The 18,052-nt window shown below is 72.6% G+C and carries 18 protein-coding genes; 13 read left to right on the forward strand and 5 right to left on the reverse strand.

Translation table 11 applies throughout. The annotated features are described in order from the left end of the window. Positions 1 to 121: 121 nt before the first annotated feature. Positions 122 to 1,612, forward strand: a complete 1,491-nt coding sequence (locus H1226_RS20710; RefSeq protein ID WP_258342147.1) for a leucyl aminopeptidase — start codon at positions 122 to 124, stop codon at positions 1,610 to 1,612. Positions 1,613 to 1,744: 132 nt separating this feature from the next. After that, positions 1,745 to 2,254, forward strand: a complete 510-nt coding sequence (locus H1226_RS20715) for an OsmC family protein (RefSeq protein ID WP_224955294.1) — start codon at positions 1,745 to 1,747, stop codon at positions 2,252 to 2,254. A gap of 4 nt (positions 2,255 to 2,258) precedes the next feature. Here H1226_RS20715 and H1226_RS20720 read toward each other — a convergent pair whose 3' ends face one another. Then, positions 2,259 to 2,600 carry an oxidoreductase gene (locus H1226_RS20720; protein ID WP_258342148.1) on the reverse strand — a complete coding sequence of 114 codons (342 nt, stop codon included), beginning with the start codon at positions 2,598 to 2,600 and terminating at the stop codon, positions 2,259 to 2,261. A 308-nt stretch (positions 2,601 to 2,908) separates the two neighbouring features. On the opposite strand from H1226_RS20720, the gene lpdA reads away from it, so the two are divergent. From lpdA to H1226_RS20750, 6 genes are all read left to right on the forward strand, one after another. Further along, a complete protein-coding gene (gene lpdA / locus H1226_RS20725) occupies positions 2,909 to 4,279 on the forward strand; it encodes a dihydrolipoyl dehydrogenase (RefSeq protein WP_258342149.1) in 1,371 nt (456 codons plus the stop codon). A gap of 61 nt (positions 4,280 to 4,340) precedes the next feature. After that, a complete protein-coding gene (gene sucB, locus H1226_RS20730; RefSeq protein WP_258342150.1) occupies positions 4,341 to 6,104 on the forward strand; it encodes a 2-oxoglutarate dehydrogenase, E2 component, dihydrolipoamide succinyltransferase in 1,764 nt (587 codons plus the stop codon). A 125-nt stretch (positions 6,105 to 6,229) separates the two neighbouring features. After that, positions 6,230 to 7,114 carry a TIGR01777 family oxidoreductase gene (locus H1226_RS20735; RefSeq protein ID WP_224955290.1) on the forward strand — a complete coding sequence of 295 codons (885 nt, stop codon included), beginning with the start codon at positions 6,230 to 6,232 and terminating at the stop codon, positions 7,112 to 7,114. A 95-nt stretch (positions 7,115 to 7,209) separates the two neighbouring features. Further along, positions 7,210 to 7,956, forward strand: coding sequence for a lipoyl(octanoyl) transferase LipB (gene lipB, locus H1226_RS20740; protein WP_258342151.1), 747 nt, complete (start codon positions 7,210 to 7,212; stop codon positions 7,954 to 7,956). A 59-nt stretch (positions 7,957 to 8,015) separates the two neighbouring features. Next, positions 8,016 to 9,143, forward strand: a complete 1,128-nt coding sequence (locus H1226_RS20745; RefSeq protein WP_258342152.1) for a class A beta-lactamase-related serine hydrolase — start codon at positions 8,016 to 8,018, stop codon at positions 9,141 to 9,143. A 14-nt stretch (positions 9,144 to 9,157) separates the two neighbouring features. Then, positions 9,158 to 9,628 carry an ArsR/SmtB family transcription factor gene (locus tag H1226_RS20750; protein ID WP_258342153.1) on the forward strand — a complete coding sequence of 157 codons (471 nt, stop codon included), beginning with the start codon at positions 9,158 to 9,160 and terminating at the stop codon, positions 9,626 to 9,628. A 63-nt stretch (positions 9,629 to 9,691) separates the two neighbouring features. Here the strand turns inward: H1226_RS20750 and H1226_RS20755 are convergent, their stop codons facing one another. Continuing rightward, complete coding sequence (locus H1226_RS20755) at positions 9,692 to 10,639, reverse strand: LLM class F420-dependent oxidoreductase (protein WP_258342154.1); 948 nt, start codon at positions 10,637 to 10,639, stop codon at positions 9,692 to 9,694. A gap of 10 nt (positions 10,640 to 10,649) precedes the next feature. Beyond that, positions 10,650 to 11,276, reverse strand: coding sequence for a TetR/AcrR family transcriptional regulator (locus tag H1226_RS20760; protein ID WP_258342155.1), 627 nt, complete (start codon positions 11,274 to 11,276; stop codon positions 10,650 to 10,652). 111 nt (positions 11,277 to 11,387) lie between these two features. On the opposite strand from H1226_RS20760, the gene H1226_RS20765 reads away from it, so the two are divergent. Then, on the forward strand, positions 11,388 to 11,903 hold the full coding sequence (locus H1226_RS20765; protein WP_224955284.1) for a hypothetical protein: 516 nt from the start codon (positions 11,388 to 11,390) through the stop codon (positions 11,901 to 11,903). Positions 11,904 to 11,930: 27 nt separating this feature from the next. Here H1226_RS20765 and H1226_RS20770 read toward each other — a convergent pair whose 3' ends face one another. Continuing rightward, the gene (locus H1226_RS20770) at positions 11,931 to 12,749 is read right to left on the reverse strand and encodes a hypothetical protein (protein ID WP_258342156.1); all 819 of its coding nucleotides are present in this window, start codon (positions 12,747 to 12,749) and stop codon (positions 11,931 to 11,933) included. 83 nt (positions 12,750 to 12,832) lie between these two features. On the opposite strand from H1226_RS20770, the gene H1226_RS20775 reads away from it, so the two are divergent. The 3 genes from H1226_RS20775 (at position 12,833) to H1226_RS20785 (ending at position 15,699) form a co-directional block, all read left to right on the forward strand. After that, positions 12,833 to 13,768, forward strand: coding sequence for an oxidoreductase (locus H1226_RS20775; RefSeq protein ID WP_258342157.1), 936 nt, complete (start codon positions 12,833 to 12,835; stop codon positions 13,766 to 13,768). A gap of 80 nt (positions 13,769 to 13,848) precedes the next feature. Next, positions 13,849 to 14,850 carry a lipoyl synthase gene (lipA, locus tag H1226_RS20780; RefSeq protein WP_224962502.1) on the forward strand — a complete coding sequence of 334 codons (1,002 nt, stop codon included), beginning with the start codon at positions 13,849 to 13,851 and terminating at the stop codon, positions 14,848 to 14,850. 123 nt (positions 14,851 to 14,973) lie between these two features. After that, the gene (locus H1226_RS20785) at positions 14,974 to 15,699 is read left to right on the forward strand and encodes a DUF4191 domain-containing protein (RefSeq protein WP_224962504.1); all 726 of its coding nucleotides are present in this window, start codon (positions 14,974 to 14,976) and stop codon (positions 15,697 to 15,699) included. A gap of 193 nt (positions 15,700 to 15,892) precedes the next feature. Here H1226_RS20785 and H1226_RS20790 read toward each other — a convergent pair whose 3' ends face one another. Further along, entirely contained in the window at positions 15,893 to 16,354 is a 462-nt protein-coding gene (locus H1226_RS20790) for an RDD family protein (protein WP_224962506.1), read from the reverse strand. Positions 16,355 to 16,611: 257 nt separating this feature from the next. On the opposite strand from H1226_RS20790, the gene glnA reads away from it, so the two are divergent. Next, on the forward strand, positions 16,612 to 18,036 hold the full coding sequence (gene glnA / locus H1226_RS20795; protein ID WP_224962508.1) for a type I glutamate--ammonia ligase: 1,425 nt from the start codon (positions 16,612 to 16,614) through the stop codon (positions 18,034 to 18,036). Positions 18,037 to 18,052: the final 16 nt, after the last annotated feature.

An 18,052-nucleotide genomic window follows, 5' to 3' on the forward strand; every position in this document is an offset into this window, starting at 1 on the left:
CGCGGCCCGCCCGATCTACAGTGGCGGTCGCGGGACGGCCTCCGACCAGGTCAGCCCCGCCGGGGACAGTCCCCGCGTCCGAGATCCCCATCGACGGCGACACCGCCCGGAGGAAACACACGTGAGCACGCCGAAACTCGCCCTCACCGACACCAAAGCCGCGAAACTCACCGCGGACGTCCTGGTCATCGGCACCATCGCCGGTGCGGACGGCCCGGAGATCGCACCGGGCGGCGAGGAGGTGGCCGCGTCCTTCGACGGCGACCTGGCGAAGGTGCTCGCGACCCTCGGCGCCAGCGGCAAGGCCGAGGAGGTCGTGAAGCTGCCCGCGGGTTCCGGGCTGCGCGCGGACGTGCTGCTGGCCGTCGGGCTCGGCAAGGTCACCGGCGACTCCCCCACCGGCGAGCAGGTGCGCCGCGCCGCCGGTGCCGCGGCCCGCGCGCTGAGCGGTGTCGCGCACGCCGCGACCACGCTGGGCGCGCTGGACCTGGGCGCCGCGGTGCAGGGCACCGTGCTGGGCGCCTACTCGTTCCGCAAGTACAAGTCCGAGCCGGGCGACGACCCGGTGAACCAGGTCGACCTGGTCGTGCCGGACGCGAAGGACGACGCCGCCAAGCACGCGCTCAAGGGCGGCACCGCCATCGGCGAGTCCGTCACCATCGCCCGGGACCTGATCAACACCCCGCCGAACGACCTGTACCCGGGGTCCTTCGCCGACCGGGCGAGCGAGCTGGCCCGGTCCGCGGGGCTGGAGGTCGAGGTGCTCGACGAGGCGGCCCTGCGCAAGGGCGGCTACGGCGGCATCCTCGGCGTCGGCGCCGGTTCGAGCCGTCCGCCGCGCCTGGTCCGGCTGCGGCACAAGGGCCCGAAGGCGGCGAAGAAGGTCGCGCTGGTCGGCAAGGGCGTCACCTTCGACACCGGCGGCATCTCGCTGAAGCCGGCCGCCTCGATGGACGAGATGACCTCGGACATGTCCGGCGCCGCCGCGGTGATCGCCACGATGGTGCTGGTCTCGAAGCTGAACTACCCGCTGGACGTGACCGCCACCGTGCCGATGGTGGAGAACATGCCCTCCGGCACCGCGTACCGGCCCGGCGACGTGCTGAGCATGTACGGCGGCAAGACGGTCGAGGTCCTCAACACCGACGCCGAGGGCAGGCTGATCCTGGCCGACGCGATCGTGCGCGCGGGCGAGGACGAGCCGGACTACCTGATCGAGACCTCCACGCTGACCGGCGCGCAGGTGGTGGCGCTGGGCAAGCGCACCCCCGCCGTGATGGGCGACGAGGACTTCCGCGACCGCGTCGCGAAGCTCTCGCAGGCCACCGGTGAGGGCGCCTGGCCGATGCCGCTGCCCGAGGAGCTGCGCGGCGACCTGGACTCGAAGCTCGCCGACCTGGCGAACGTGGCCGGGCACCGCTGGGGCGGCATGCTCACCGCGGGCCTGTTCCTGAAGGAGTTCGTCCGCGACGGGCTGCCGTGGGCGCACATCGACGTGGCCGGCCCGGCGTACAACACGAACTCGCCGCACGGCTACACCGCGAAGGGCGGCACCGGTGTTCCGGTGCGCACGATCGCGGCGGTGCTCGCCGACATCGCCGAGAACGGCTGACGGAGGACGCCCGGACGGCCCGCCGAGTGCGCTCGGCGGGCCGTTCGCCGTCCGCGCCACGTGCGCGAACGGCTGTGAGCCGCGTCTCAAAGGGATCACCACGGCCCTGCCCCGCGATGCCAGGATGGGGTGGTGAGCGAAACGAGCGAGCAGCAGCCGACCACCCCCGGGCCTGCGCGGCACGGTTTCGCGGTCGAAGTGGTGTGGACCGGCAACACCGGCGCGGGCACCAGCAGCTACCGCAGCTACGAGCGCACCCACGAGGTCCGCTCAGCGGGCAAGAGCACCATCGAGGCCTCCGCGGACCCGGCGTTCCTCGGCGACGCCGACCGGTACAACCCGGAGGAGCTGCTCATCGCGTCCCTGTCGCAGTGCCACATGCTGTGGTTCCTGCACCTGGCCGCGGAGTGCGGCGTGGTGGTGGTCGGCTACCACGACCACGCGCAGGGCGAGCTCGCGGAGAACGCCGACGGTTCGGGGCAGTTCCGGGAAGTGGTGCTCCAGCCGGAGGTCGCGGTCGAGGACCTGGCCAGCGTGGACGCCGCGGAAGCGCTGCACGAGCGCGCGCACGAGCTCTGCTACATCTCGAAGTCGGTGAACTTCCCGGTGCGGCTGACCCCGTCCACCCGGGTCGCGAACTGACGCGTCAGCCCAGGTCGCGGCGGCGCTGCCGGTCCCGCAACACCCGCTGCCGGGCCTGGTAGTCCCGCATCCGCTGCGGGTAGCCGAGTTTGGCCACCTCGTAGCAGGGCATCCCCTGCTTGCGGGCGAAGCGGAACGCCGCTTCCGGTCCCGCGACGCGGCGCCGGGTCCACTCCCCGTCGTGCGCGACGAGCAGCACCGTGGTCTCGGTGACGGTGGTGCGGGGTTCGACGAAGGCTTCGACGCCGTGGCGCTGCTGCGCCCAGGTCCGCAGGTGATCGGTGTCCCGCGAGTCGGCCGGACGACCCGCGGTGCGCCGTCGCCGAAAACGATCGAACAGACCCACGGCATTCGCCTCCCCGCGCGCTGGAAGCCGGCCGCGGATTCGATTCACCTGCGCGCGGCCGCACTCGGAGACACCTCCGGAAAACCGGTGCTCCCGTTCGCGATGATGCCACCGGGCGCCTGTGACGAAGCTGAGAATCGGAAAAAACGATTCAGTGGGATCGGGCACGTTCGCGCGATCAGAGCGAGCCCACGTCGCGTCGTCCCAACGGGTGGTGACAAGATGGCTGCCAGGTGTTCCGTGCCTCGCGCGACAGCCGGGCCGGGCGGCACCTCAGCGATTCAACGATGGCTGTCGAGGAGTGCGAAGTGACCGACACGTCCGCCGATCTGGTCATTCTCGGCGGCGGTTCGGGCGGCTACGCCTGCGCTTTCCGCGCGGCTGAGCTGGGCCTGTCCGTCGTCCTCATCGAAAAGGACAAGCTCGGGGGAACCTGCTTGCACCGCGGGTGCATTCCCACGAAGGCTCTCCTGCACGCCGCGGAGGTCGCCGACTCCGCGCGCGACGGCGACCAGTTCGGGGTGAAGACCTCGCTGGAGGGCATCGACATCGCGGGGGTGAACTCCTACAAGGACGGTGTCGTCGGCAAGCTCTACAAGGGCCTGCAGGGCCTGGCCAAGGCGCACAAGGTGACGCTGGTCGACGGCGCGGGCACGCTCGTCGACAAGAACACCGTCGAGGTCGACGGCACCCGCTACACCGGCAAGAACGTCGTGCTCGCCACCGGCTCGTACTCCAAGTCGCTGCCCGGCCTGGAGCTCGGCGGCCGCGTCATCGCCAGCGAGCAGGCGCTGAACCTGGACTTCGTGCCGGAGAAGGTCGTCGTGCTCGGCGGCGGCGTGATCGGCGTGGAGTTCGCGAGCGTGTGGCGCTCCTTCGGCGCCGAGGTCACCATCGTCGAGGCCCTGCCGCACCTGGTGCCGAACGAGGACGAGTTCGCCTCCAAGCAGCTGGAGCGCGCGTTCCGCAAGCGCGGCATCAAGTTCAAGACCGGCGTCAAGTTCACCGGCGCCACCCAGACCGACTCCGGCATCTCGGTGAGCCTGGAGAACGGCGACCAGCTCGACGCGGACGTGCTGCTGGTGGCCGTCGGCCGCGGCCCGAACACCGCGGGCCACGGCTACGAGGAGGCCGGGATCCAGCTGGAGCGCGGCTTCGTCGTCGCCGACGAGCGGCTGCGCACCAGCCTGCCGGGCGTGTACGCGGTCGGGGACATCGTGCCCGGCCTGCAGCTCGCGCACCGCGGCTTCCAGCAGGGCATCTTCGTGGCCGAGGAGATCGCGGGCCAGAACCCGCAGGCGATCGACGAGGCGGGCATCCCGCGCGTCACCTACAGCCACCCCGAGGTCGCCTCGGTGGGCCTGACCGAGAGCGCCGCCAAGGAGCAGTACGGCTCGGTGCAGACCTTCACCTACGACCTCGCAGGCAACGGCAAGAGCCAGATCCTCAAGACGGCGGGCGCGGTGAAGCTGGTCCGCGCCACCGACGGGCCGGTGCTCGGCCTGCACCTGGTCGGCGACCGGGTCGGCGAGCTCATCGGCGAAGCCCAGTTGATCTACAACTGGGAGGCGCTGCCCGAGGACGTGGCACCGCTGGTGCACGCCCACCCCACGCAGACCGAGGCCCTCGGCGAGGCGCACCTCGCCCTGGCCGGCAAGCCGCTGCACGTCCACGGCTGATCCGGTCCGCTTCCCGCACCAGCACAGCACCCCGCCACACCGCACGAGGAGTCCGCGAGCGATGTCCTTCTCCGTCCAGATGCCCGCGCTAGGCGAAAGCGTCAGCGAGGGCACGATCACCCGGTGGCTCAAGCAGGTCGGCGACACCGTCGAGGTCGACGAGCCCCTGCTGGAGGTCTCCACCGACAAGGTCGACACCGAGATCCCGTCCCCCGCCGCCGGTGTGCTGCAGCGCATCGTCGCCGAGGAGGACGACACGGTGGAGATCGGCGGCGAGCTCGCCGTCATCGGCGACAGCGCCGACGACTCGGGCTCCGCCCCCGCGCCGCAGCAGGCCCCCGCCGAGGAGCCCGCCCCGGCGCAGGAAGCCGCCCCCGCCCAGGAGCAGCAGGCCCCGGCCGAGCAGCCCGCCGCGCCCGCCGCCTCCGGTGGTGCGGCGCAGGGCACCGAGGTGCCGATGCCCGCGCTGGGCGAGAGCGTCAGCGAGGGCACGATCACCCGGTGGCTCAAGCAGGTCGGCGACTCGGTCGAGGTCGACGAGCCGCTGCTGGAGGTCTCCACCGACAAGGTCGACACCGAGATCCCGTCGCCGGTCGCGGGCACGCTGCTGGAGATCGCCGCGGGCGAGGACGACACCGTGGAGGTCGGCGGGAAGCTGGCCGTGATCGGCGAGCAGGGTGCCGCTCCGGCCGCGCCCGCCGCGCCGGAACCGGCTCCCGCCCCGGCCGCCGCGCCCGCTCCGGAACCGAAGCCGGAACCCGCCGCCCAGGCACCGGCCGCGCCGGCCCAGCCCGCGACCCCGGCTCAGCCCGCCGCTCCGGCCCAGCCCGCTGCGCAGCAGCCCGCCGCGCAGCAGGCCCCGGCCGCCCAGCAGTCCGGCCCGTCCGGCAGCACCCCGTACGTGACGCCGCTGGTGCGCAAGCTCGCCAACCAGCACGGCATCGACCTGTCCACCATCAAGGGCAGCGGTGTCGGCGGCCGGATCCGCAAGCAGGACGTGCAGGCCGCGGTCGACGCCGCCCAGGCGAAGCCGGCGGCCCCGGCCGCCGCGAAGCCCGCGGCCCCGGCCGCGCAGGCCGCCCCGTCCGAGGAGGCCGAGGCGCTGCGCGGCACCACGCAGCAGATGTCCCGGCTGCGCCAGCTGCTGGCCCGCCGCATGGTCGAGTCGCTGCAGACCGCGGCACAGCTGACCACGGTGATCGAGGTCGACGTCACCCGCATCGCGAAGCTGCGCCAGCAGGCGAAGGCCTCCTTCGAGGCGGCGGAGGGCGTGAAGCTGTCCTTCCTGCCGTTCTTCGCGAAGGCCGCCGCCGAGGCGCTCAAGCTGCACCCGAAGGTGAACGCCTCGGTCAACGAGGAGAGCAAGGAGATCACCTACCACGCGGCCGAGCACCTCTCGATCGCCGTGGACACCCCGCGCGGGCTGGTCTCCCCGGTGATCCACGACGCCGGGGACCTGAACCTCGGCGGCCTGGCCCGCAAGATCTCCGACGTGGCCGAGCGCACCCGGAACAACAAGCTCAAGCCGGACGAGCTCTCCGGGGGCACCTTCACCATCACCAACACCGGCAGCCGCGGCGCGCTGTTCGACACCCCGATCCTGAACCCGCCGCAGGTGGGCATGCTGGGCACGGGCAGCGTCGTGAAGCGTCCCGTGGTCGTCTCCGACGACAACGGCGGCGACACGATCGCGATCCGGTCGATGGTGTACCTGGCGCTGTCCTACGACCACCGGCTGGTCGACGGCGCGGACGCGGCCCGCTTCCTCACCACGCTGAAGCAGCGGCTGGAGGAAGGCGCTTTCGAGGCCGACCTCGGGATCTGATCCGGCTCCGAGCCACGGCGAGGGCCGTCCACCTGCGGGTGGGCGGCCCTCGCCGCGTTCCGGGCCGTTTCTCCGCCGGGCGAAACCTGTCGCGTGCGGAAGATCGTTGCGGGACGATCGGGGGCATGCGCGTGGTAATCGCCGGTTCGTCCGGGTTGATCGGCACGAGTCTCGTCGCGGCGTTGCGGCAGGGCGAGCACGAGGTGCTGCGGCTGGTCCGCCGCCGCCCGGCCGCCCCCGACGAGCACGGCTGGGACCCGGCGAAGGGCGAGCTGGACGAGGCGGCCCTCGCCGGGGCGGACGCGGTGGTGAACCTGTGCGGCGCCGGGATCGCCGACCGCCGCTGGAGCACCGAGCGCAAGGAGCTGCTGGTGTCCTCGCGGGTGCGCCCGACGGTGCTGCTGGCCGAGGCGGTGGCCCGCCACGGCGTGCCCGCGCTGGTCAACGGCTCGGCAGTGGGCTACTACGGCGACACCGGCGACCGGCTGGTGACGGAGTCGACGCCGCCGGGAACCGGTTTCCTCGCCGACCTGTGCCGCCAGTGGGAGGCGGCGACGAGCCCGGCGGTGGACGCGGGCGCCCGGGTCGCGCTCTCGCGCACGGGCCTGGTGGTGGCGCACTCGGGTGGCCTGGTGGGCCGGTTGAAGCCGTTGTTCTCGATGCTGCTGGGCGCGAAGCTCGGCGGCGGGCGGCAGTACATGCCGTGGATCTCGCTGGACGACGCGGTGGGTGCGCTGCGGTTCCTGGTGGAGAACTCGGCCGTGTCGGGCCCGGTGAACCTGACCGGCCCGGCGCCGGTGACCAACGCCGAGTTCACCCGCGAGCTGGGGGCGGCGCTGGGCAGGCCCGCGCCGTGGACGGTGCCGGAGTTCGTGCTCCGCGCGGCGTTGGGCGAGGCCGCCGACGAGGCGATGCTGGCCGGGCAGCGGGCGATGCCGGAACGCCTCGACGAGCACGGCTACCCCTTCGCCCACCCCACCTTGGACGCCGCGCTGAACGCGGTGCTCTGAACCCGCCGCGGGGCCGCGGGTCCGCCCGGGTGGCCGGCGCCACGTGCGCGGGGCGGTCGGTGCTCTGGGCGGGAGCCCGGGCGTAGCCTGGCCCGGTGAGTCGCGCGGAGATGTCATGTCGCGCCTCGACCGATGCGGTCGACGTGCGTGAACTGGGAAGAATCGACTACCTGGACGCCTGGGACCTCCAGCGGGAGCTGGCCACGAGCCGCGCCGAGGAGGCCGGCCCGGACTCCCTCCTGCTGCTGGAGCACCCGTCGGTGTACACCGCCGGGAAGCGCACCCAGCCGGAGGACCGGCCGCAGGACGGCACGCCGGTGATCGACGTGGACCGCGGCGGCAAGATCACCTGGCACGGCCCGGGGCAGATCGTGGGCTACCCGATCTTGGGTTTGGCCGACCCGATCGACGTGGTCGACTACGTGCGGCGCCTGGAGCAGGCCCTGATCCGCACCTGCGCCCGCTTCGGCCTGGACACCGGCCGGGTGGAGGGCCGCAGCGGCGTGTGGCTGGCCGCCGACGACGCGCGCCCGGAGCGCAAGATCGCCGCGATCGGCATCCGGGTGCAGCGGGGCGTGACCATGCACGGGCTGGAGCTGAACTGCGATCCGGACATGGGCCAGTTCGACCGGATCGTGCCGTGCGGCATCCGGGACGCGGGCGTCACCTCGCTGGCGGCGGAGCTCGGCCGGGACGTTCCCGTCGAGGAGGCGCTGCCGTGGGTGCGCCAGGACGTGCTGGACGCGGTGGACGGCGTGCTGCCGGTGGTGGAGTCGAACATCGCGCGGGTCGCGCCGACCGCCGAGGGCGTGACGCTGGCGCTGGATCCGACCCTGCGCTAACGAACCGCACTCCACTCCTCTAGTATTCCGGAATTACGGACTACTAGAGGAGTGGAAGCATGCCGCTGTCCCGCCGCACCCTGCTGACCGGGCTCACCGCCACCGCCGCCGCGCTCCCGCTGCTCTCGTGCAGCCGTGCCACGGCGCTCGGCGAGCGCACCGAAGCCGACCTGAGCACCGCCGACGGCTGGCTCACCTGGATCGCCGAGCACCGCGACCGGCTGGCCCTCGTGCTCACCGACACCACCGGACCGCTCCTCGCGCACCGCGCGGGCAGCCCGCAGCCGCTGGCCTCCGCGGTGAAGGCCGCGCACCTCGCCGCCTACGCCACCGCCGTCGCCGACGGCCGCCTCGACCCCGCCGAACAGGTCCGCGTCGGCGACTGGGAGCGCTACTACGTGCCCACCGACGGCGGCGCGCACGTGGCGGCCCTGCGGGAACTGGGCATCCCCACCGACGACACCGGCGCCTGGGCCGCCGACCCGGACCGCCGCGTCACGCTGGAGCAACTGGCCACCGCGATGATCGGGCACAGCGACAGCGCCGTGCCCGACCTGCTGCGCGACCGGCTCGGCACCGAGGCCGTGCGCGCCGCAGCGCTCGCCGGGGGCTGGCCCGACGCCGACGTGCGCTCGCTGTGCGCCGAGTACCTGTTCCTGCTGCTGCCGGCCGAAGCCCCCGCGCCCGGCACCCCGCTCCCCCGACGCCGCGAGATCGGCTTCGCGCTGGAGCGCCGCCACCGCGACGAGCAGGCCCTCCGCGACCAGGTGCGGACCCGGCTGCTGACGCAGCCGCTGCCGGACTGGAACACCCAGCTGGCCTGGGCCACCGGCACCGCCGCGAGCGACCCGGCGCAGCTGGCCGCGCTGCACCGCTCCCTCGCCGAGGGCACCTACCCGTCCCCGCGCGCCGCCGAGATCGCCCGCGGGATCCTGGAACGGCGGGCCGCCGGGAACCTGCCCGACGGCGTCCTCGGCCTCGGCTACAAGGGCGGCAGCCTGCCGGGCGTGCTCACCGCCGGGATCTCGCTGCGCCTCGCCGACGGGCGGATCGCGGCCGGATCGCTGCTGGCGCACGGCGGGATCTCCGCCGAGCAGCTGGCGACCGGCGACCCGGGCCAGCCGCTGATCAAGGCCGCGCTCGACCCCGCGTGGCGGGCCCGGTTGCGCGCCGCGCTGCGCGGGTAGGGCAAGCTCGCACGGTGAGCTCCGACGACGTGCAAGGGCGGCTGGAGGACCTGGAACGCCGGGTCGCGGCACTGGAAGGACGGCCCACCGCCGCTCCCCGGGAACCCGGCGGCGACCAGATCGAGTACTCGGGACGCCTGAGCGAACCGTTCGAGCTGGAGTGGCACATCCGCGCGGATCCCGCCCAGGTGCTGGACCTGCCGGACGCCCCGCGCACCGACGTGCTCGCCGCGCTGGGGCATCCGCTGCGGGCGGCGCTGGTGCGCAGGCTCGCCGAATCGGGCCCGGCCACCGGCGCGGAGCTGCAGCAGGCGGCGGGGCTCGGCTCGCCCGGCCAGCTCTACCACCACCTGAAGGGGCTCACCGGCTGCGGACTGGTGGAGCAGGACAAGCGCGGTTCCTACCGGCTGCGCCCGCAGGCCACCGTGCCCGCGCTCGTCCTGCTCACCGCCGCCTCCGACATCGCGGGCCAGCTCCGCGGCTGAGCACCGCCGCCTCGCCGGTGGCGCGCGGCGGGCCACCGACGAGGCCGGAACCGGCGCTGGGACTCAGCCCAGCTGCGGTGCGACCTCCGCCGCGACCAGGTCGACGTGGTCGAGGTCGGAGAGGTCCAGCACCTGCAGGTACAGCCGGGTGATGCCGGTCCGCTCCCGCCAGGCGCCGATCTTGTCCACGGCCTCGGCGGGCGTGCCGGCGAGCCCGTTGGCCCGCAGCTCGTCGACGTCCCGCCCGATGGCGGCCGCGCGGCGCGCGATCTCGGCGTCGTCCTTGCCGACGCACAGCACCAGCGCCGCCGACCGCACGATCTCCCCGGCGTCCCGGCCGATCGCCGCGCACGCCGCCGCGACCCGCTCGTACTGCGCCACCGCGGTGTCGAGGTCGGTGAAGGGCAGGTTGAACTCGTCGGCGAAGCGGGCGGCGAGCTCCGGGGTGCGCTTCTTGCCCGCGCCACCGATGAGCACCGGCGGCCGCGGCCGCTGAACGGGCTTCGGCAGCCCGGGCGAGTCGGCGAGCTGGTAGTACCGGCCGTCGAAGCTGAAGGTCTCCCCGGCCGGGGTGTCCCACAGCCCGGTGATGATCTCCAGCTGCTCGGCGTAGCGGTCGAACCGCTCCTTGAGCGACGGGAACGGGATGCCGTACGCGGTGTGCTCCTCCTCGTACCAGCCGCTGCCGAGACCGAACTCCACGCGCCCGCCGGACATCTGGTCGACCTGCGCGACCGCGATCGCCAACGGCCCCGGGTAGCGGAACGTGCCCGCCGTCATCAGCGTGCCCAGCCGCACCCGCGAGGTCTCCCGCGCCAGGCCGCCCAGCGTCACCCAGGCGTCGGTCGGCCCGGGGTCACCGGACACCGAGCCCATCTTCAGGTAGTGGTCGGAGCGGAAGAACGCGTCGTAGCCGGCCGCCTCGGTGGCCTTGGCCACCCGCAGCAGGTCGTCGTAGGTGGCCCCTTGCTGGGGTTCGGTGAAGATGCGGAGTTTGAATGGCTCGGTCACGGATCCGAGGCTAGTGCCCGCAGGAGGTCCCGGCGCACGCCGCCACGCGCAGCCCCTGCATCACGGCGTCCACGACCTGGCCGACCTCGGCGCTGGTCTGCTTCGGCCGGGCGGAGCCGGCGATGGTGCTGGCCCCGGCCGACAGCGCGCCGTAGACGACGTGGGCGAGCGCTTCGATCGGCAGCGGGGTGAACTCGCCCGCGTCGACCAGCGCCTGCACCGCTTCCCGGATCACGCCGAACGTGTAGCGCTCCTCGGCCTCCCGCCAGCGCTCCCACCCCATCACCGCGGGCGCCTCGTGCACGACGATCCGCTGGTAGGACGGCTCCAGGCAGACCTGGAGGAATTCGCCGAGCCCGGCCCGCACGGTCTCCCAGATGTCACCGCCGGCGAACAGCACCGCCGACAGCCGTCGCACCACCTGGCTCTCGACGTCCTCGAAAGCGGCCTCGAACAGCGCCTGCTTCCCGTTGAAGTGGTGGTAGAGGGCGCCCTTGGTGACGCGGGCGCGCTTGGCGATCTCGTCGAGCGAGGTGCCCGCGTAGCCCTTCTTCGTGAACAGGACCACCGCCGACTTCACCAGCGCCTGCCGGGTGCTCTCGGTGTTCTCCACGCGCCGGGAACGGGCTGTAGCCATACTCACAATCATATGACATACCCGCGGTACGGCCGCGCTGGTACCTTCGAACGCACATACTCCCGGTATGCCGCACACCCGGGGTACGCCACCGTCCAGTCTGGAGGAACCATGACCTGGAACGACTTCCACCAGCGGCAACGCGCCATCCGCGCCGTGCTCGACCACGCCGCGCGACACCCCGCAGCACGCCTCGACCTCGATGCGGTGCCCGCGGCCGCCGCCGTGTTCGCCGACCGGGACGAACTGCTGCGCGCGCTGCACCACAAGTGGAACCGCGTGCTCACCGGACGCATCGACGTGGGCGTCGAGGACGCCGACGCCGACCCGCGCGGCGACCGGGTGGAGGCGGTCGGCGAAGCCTGGCGGCGCACCGCCACCGACGACCCCGTGCTGCGCCGCGTCCTCGACGGGCACGCGGACGAACCCGCGCTCGCCGGGCTGCGCAGGCAGGAGCTCCGGATGCTCGCCGTGTCGGCCGGGCTGGCCGAACCGGACGAGCCGGCCGACGAGCTGGACCGCGTCGGGCAGGCGTTCCTGCGGTTGCTGCGCACCGCCCCCGAGGCCCGCACCGCGCGCCGCCGCGGACCCCTCGCCCAGCTGCGCAAGCTCATCCCCAGCTTCTGACCCCGCCGCTCCGGAGCCCGGCCGCGCTCAGCGCGCGGCCACCACCTCGGGCTCCGCGGCGCGCGGACGCGGGACCACCACCCGCACCTGCTCGGTGAGTTCCCGGCGCGCCCGCGCCGAGGCGCCCAGACCGGCGACCCCGCGGTGCGCGCTCACCTCGCCCGCCCGGACCAGCTCGATCGGCCAGTCCAGCAACCGCACCGACCGGAGCAGCAGGACGAACGGCAGCAGCACCAGCGCCGCGACCAGCTCCAGCCCGGCCACCACCGACCAGCACACCGCGACCAGCAGGAACGGCACCGCCAGCAGCAGCCCGACCGGCTCGTCCAGCGACCAGTCCGGGAACCACTCCAGCGCGTCGCGCACCGAGGTCCGGCGCCGCCACGGCAACCAGCGCCGCCTGCCGTGACCGCTGACGTCGCGCACCGCCGACGCCCACCGGCGCGCGGAGATCTCCACCTCGTGGCAGTCGTGCTCCGGCGCCAGCACCTCCAGCGGATCCACCAGCGGCTCGGCCGCCACCGCCGCCCGCACCCGCTTCGCCGCGGACCGGTCCCGGACCCGCACCAGCCCGCCCAGGCATCCCCGCACCCGCAGTTCCACCCACCACGGCGCCCACCCCGCGCCGCGGGCGAGCAGCGCGCACGGCACCAGCAGCGCACCCGCCAGCAGCTCGACCGCCCACAGCACCAGCAGCGGCACCCCCACCAGGGACCAACCCAGCCGCGCCAGCAGCGACACCGGGCCGTCCACCATCCGCGGCCACGACTCCAGCACCGCGTGCGCCCGCACCCGGCGCCGCCAGGGGAACCAGCGGATCGCGGCGGACCAGCAGCTCATCGACATGAGCGGGAATTCTCGCAGCCGGTGATCGGATCGTGTCGCGTTCGGTCTTTTCCGCACCCGGCCCCGCGGGTAAGGGTGGGGGCATGGCGCAGTGGACGACCTCCGACGTTCCCGACCAGCACGGCCGCACGGTGCTCATCACCGGCGCGAACTCCGGGCTGGGACTGCACTGCTCGCAGGTGCTGGCGACGCGCGGCGCGCGGGTGCTGATGGCCTGCCGCGATCCCGAACGCGGCCGGGAGGCGCAGCAGCGGGTCGCCGCCGACGCCGAGGTCGAACCGGAACTCGTCGAACTCGACCTCGCCGACCTGTCCTCGGTGCGCAAGGCCGCCGACCAGGTGCGGGAACGCACCGGCGACGGGCTCGACGTGCTGCTGAACAACGCGGGCATCATGGGCCCGCCGCTGGGCGCCACCCGGGACGGCTTCGAGCTGCAGATCGGCACCAACCACCTCGGGCACGCGGCGCTGACCTGGCTGCTGATGCCCGCGCTGCGCGACCGGCCCGACCCGCGGGTGGTCACGCTCTCCAGCATCGCGCACCGCGGCGGCTCGCTGGACCTCGACGACCTGAACTTCCACCGCCGCCGCTACTCGCCCAGCCGCGCCTACGCGCAGTCGAAGCTGGCGAACCTGCTGTTCGGCTTCGAGCTCGACCGCCGCGCCCGGCGGGCGGGGCTGCCGCTGCGCAGCGTCCTCGCCCACCCCGGGATGAGCAGCACCGAACTGGCGCTGAACTCGCTGCGCGCCCGCAGCCTGTCCGACCGCGTCACCGGCATCGCCCGGAAGGTCAACGGCCTCATCACGCAGTCCGCCGAGCAGGGCGCGCTGCCGCAGCTCTACGCGGCCACCGCGCCCGGCGCGACCAGCGGCAGCTACTACGGGCCGAACGGGTTCGCCGAGATCCGCGGCTACCCGGCCCGCGCCAAGACCAGCACCGCCGCCCGGGACGCCGACACCGCGCGACGGCTGTGGGAACTCACCGAAGAGCTCACCGGAGTCACCGCCGACCCCGCCTGAACCCGGGTGTGGTGTACGGATCACCACGTCGCGCCCGTCGCGGTTTCGGGATGAACCGGCCGAGGGCGTAGCCTGAACGCGTGACTGCGGCGCCAGAGGGGCGGAAGTTGTTGCGTCTTGAAGTGCGCAACAGCCAGACGCCCATCGAGAAGAAGCCATCGTGGATCAAGACCCGCGCTCGGATGGGCCCCGAGTACCAGGAGCTCAAGGGTCTGGTCCGCCGGGAGGGTCTGCACACCGTCTGCGAGGAGGCGGGCTGCCCCAACATCTTCGAATGCTGGGAGGACCGGGAGGCCACCTTCCTCATCGGCGGTGATCAGTGCACCCGCCGCTGCGACTTCTGCCAGATCGACACCGGCAAGCCCGCGGAGCTCGACACCACCGAGCCGCGCAAGGTCGCCGAGTCGGTGCAGGCCATGGGGCTGCGCTACTCCACGGTGACCGGCGTCGCCCGGGACGACCTGCCCGACGGCGGGGCCTGGCTGTACGCGGAGACCGTGCGCCAGATCCACGACCTGAACCCGGGCACCGGCGTCGAGCTGCTCATCCCGGACTTCAACGCCGAGCCCGACCAGCTCGCCGAGGTCTTCGGCTCCCGGCCGGAGGTCCTCGCGCACAACCTGGAGACGGTGCCCAGCGTGTTCAAGCGGATGCGCCCCGCGTTCCGCTACGACCGCTCGCTGAAGGTGCTCAGCGAAGCCCGTGCGGCCGGTCTCGTCACCAAGTCCAACCTCATCCTCGGCATGGGCGAGAGCCCCGAGGAGGTGCGCCCCGCGCTGCAGGACCTGCACGACGCGGGTTGCGACATCATCACGATCACCCAGTACCTGCGGCCCAGCCCGCGCCACCACCCGGTGGACCGCTGGGTGAAGCCGGAGGAGTTCGTCGAGCACACGAAGGCCGCCGAGGAGATCGGCTTCCCCGGAGTGATGGCGGGTCCGCTGGTCCGATCCAGCTACCGCGCTGGCCGGCTCTACGCCAAGGCCACCCAGCACCGGGGCATGCCGCTGCCGGACAACCTCGCGCACCTCGCGAAGGCGCAGCCCGCCGCGCAGGAGGCCAGCAGCCTGCTCGCCCGCTGACGACCCCGCTGAACAGGTGTTTCACCGCCCGTCGCGCAGCACGCGCGGCGGGCGGTGCGCGTTTCCGCGGGCCAGGCCCACCGTGGTGGGGGCGCCGTGGAACCCCGCCGTATCCTGAACGGCATGGCCAACCAGGACAAGGCAGCCAAGAAGGCGGCGAAGAAGGAACGGCGCGCGGCCTTCCGCGGGCGCGTCGGGCAGATCTGGCAGGCGTTCCAGATGCAGCGCCGCGAGGACAAGCTGCTGCTGCCGCTGATGATCGGCATCTTCCTGGTCGTGGCCGTCGCGGTCTTCTTCATCGGCATGATCTGGAACCTGCACTGGGCGTTCCTGCCGGTCGGCATCGCGCTGGGCCTGCTCGGCGCCGTGATCCTGTTCGGCCGCCGGGTGCAGGCGACCGTCTACCGCAAGGCCGACGGCCAGCCGGGTGCGGCGGGTTGGGCGCTGGAGAACCTGCGCGGCAACTGGCGGCTCACCCAGGCGGTGGCCGGGACCGCGCAGCTCGACGCGGTGCACCGGCTGATCGGGCGCCCCGGCATCGTGCTGGTCGGCGAGGGCTCGCCGCACCGGGTGAAGTCGCTGATGGCGCAGGAGAAGAAGCGGGTGGCCCGGGTCGTCGGCGAAACCCCGATCTACGAGGTCCTCGTCGGCGGCGAGGAGGGCCAGGTGCTGCTGAGCAAGCTGCAGACGCACCTGATGAAGCTGCCCCGCAACATCAACGCCGGCCAGGTCGACTCGCTGGAGAACCGGCTGTCCGCGCTGGCCAGCCGCGGCAACGCGATGCCGAAGGGCCCGATGCCGCAGGGCGCCAAGATGCGCAACGTCCAGCGGGCCATGCGCCGCCGCTGAACCCGTACCGACTTCGACGCGGATCCGCCGGGTGCGTCCCGGCGGATCCGCGTCGTCTTCGCCGCTTCCGGTCAGCCTCGTGCGCGACCAGGCCCCGGAGAGCTCCGGCACCGACGGCGTTCCGCCCGGCTCCACGCGCCCGCACCACCGAGGCGCCCGGCGGGCACCGTTCGGTCCGGGCACGCGCTTCAGTTCAGCGCCGGACGACCACGGTGCCGGTGAGGCGGTCCAGCCAGGAACGGCCATCGCCGTTGCGGATGATCGCGGGCACCAGCAGACCGGTCAGCGCGCAGCGCACCACCGCTCGCCACAGGCCCACCGCACCCGGCCGCTCCACCCGGGCCACCCAGATGCCGGTGAGCAGCATCCCGGGGGTGAACCCGAAGAACGCCACCGGGATCACCGTGATCGCGAACCAGGCCACCAGGCTCCAGTTCCCGGGCAGCGCCGGTGCGGTGAACAGCTGCGCCACCAGCGCGGCCAGCACGATGTCGACCAGGAACCCGAGCAGCCGGCGACCGCCGGTGGCGACCGAACCCTGCCCGCTCTCCGGCAGGCCCATCCGCTCGCCGCGCCACCGCTGCTGCGGGTCGCGGCCGAACAGGCCGCCCAGGCCCTGCGGCTCGCCCGCGGAAGCGTCGCCCTGGCTGCTCATCTCGGACCTGGATCCCGTCGATTCACCCACTCCCCCAGACTACGACCCGCGACCCGCGGTGACGCCGACCGGCGTCCGAACGACCTGATCAGCCGCCCTCCGCAATCGGTCTCATCCGTTCAGGCGGTCGTTAACGTCGGCGAAACATCGGGGTGATGGCCGAGCAACACCGGTGACATAACGTTGTCCACGAGCCGGTGAGCTCGGAGCACGCGCGCCGGTGAGCAGTCAACCAGTGCGTGAAGGAGCCATCGAGGGTGTTCAAGAATCCAGACGAGGTCCTGCGCTTCATCTCCGACGAGGACGTGAAGTACATCGATGTCCGGTTCTGCGACCTGCCGGGCGTCATGCAGCACTTCACGGTGCCCGCCTCGGCGTTCGACCAGGACACCTTCACCGAAGGGCTGGCCTTCGACGGCTCCTCGGTCCGCGGGTTCCAGTCGATCCACGAGTCGGACATGCTGCTGCTGCCCGACCCGTACACCGCGCGCATCGACCCCTACCGCGTCGAGAAGACGCTCATCCTGAACTTCTTCGTGCACGACCCGTTCACGTTGGAGCCCTACAGCCGGGACCCGCGCAACGTGGCCCGCAAGGCCGAGCAGTACCTGGCCGAGTCCGGCGTCGCCGACACCGTGTTCTTCGGTGCCGAGGCCGAGTTCTACATCTTCGACTCGGTGCGCTTCGGCGAGGGCCCGAACCGCAGCTTCGCCGAGGTCGACTCCGTCGAGGGCTGGTGGAACACCGAGCGCGACGAGGAGGGCGGCAACAAGGGCTACAAGACCCGGATGAAGGGCGGGTACTTCCCCGTCTCGCCGTACGACCACTTCGCGGACCTGCGCGACAAGATCTCCACCCAGCTCAGCGGCTCCGGGTTCACCGTCGAGCGCGCGCACCACGAGGTCGGCACCGGCGGCCAGACCGAGATCAACTACAAGTTCAACACGATGCTGCACGCCGCGGACGACCTGCAGCTGTTCAAGTACATCGTGAAGAACACCGCGTGGCAGGACGGCCGCACGGTCACCTTCATGCCGAAGCCGCTGTTCGGCGACAACGGCTCCGGCATGCACAGCCACATGTCGCTGTGGAAGGACGGCTCGCCGCTGTTCTACGACGAGTCCGGCTACGGCGGGCTCTCGGACATGGCGCGGCACTACATCGGCGGCATCCTGCACCACGCCCCGAGCCTGCTGGCCTTCACCAACCCGACGATCAACTCGTACCACCGGCTGGTGCCGGGCTACGAGGCGCCGGTGAACCTGGTGTACTCGCAGCGCAACCGCTCCGCCTGCATGCGGATCCCGATCACCGGCAGCAACCCGAAGGCCAAGCGCGTCGAGTTCCGCTGCCCGGACCCGTCGGGCAACCCGTACCTGGCGTTCGCGGCGATGATGATGGCCGGCCTGGACGGCATCAAGAACAAGATCGAGCCGCCGGAACCGATCGACAAGGACCTCTACGAGCTGCCGCCCGAAGAGGCCAAGAACGTCCCGCAGGTGCCGGACAGCCTGGAGAAGGTCATCGACCGGCTCGAAGAGGACCACGACTACCTGCTCGAAGGCGGCGTGTTCACCTCGGACCTGATCGAGACCTGGATCCGGCTCAAGCGCGAGAACGAGATCGACCCGGTCCGGCTGCGGCCGCACCCGCACGAGTTCGCGCTGTACTACGACGTGTGATCGAGGCGCTCCGCGC

Origin of the sequence: Saccharopolyspora gregorii (assembly GCF_024734405.1) — a bacterium.
Lineage (GTDB): Bacteria > Actinomycetota > Actinomycetes > Mycobacteriales > Pseudonocardiaceae > Saccharopolyspora_C > Saccharopolyspora_C gregorii.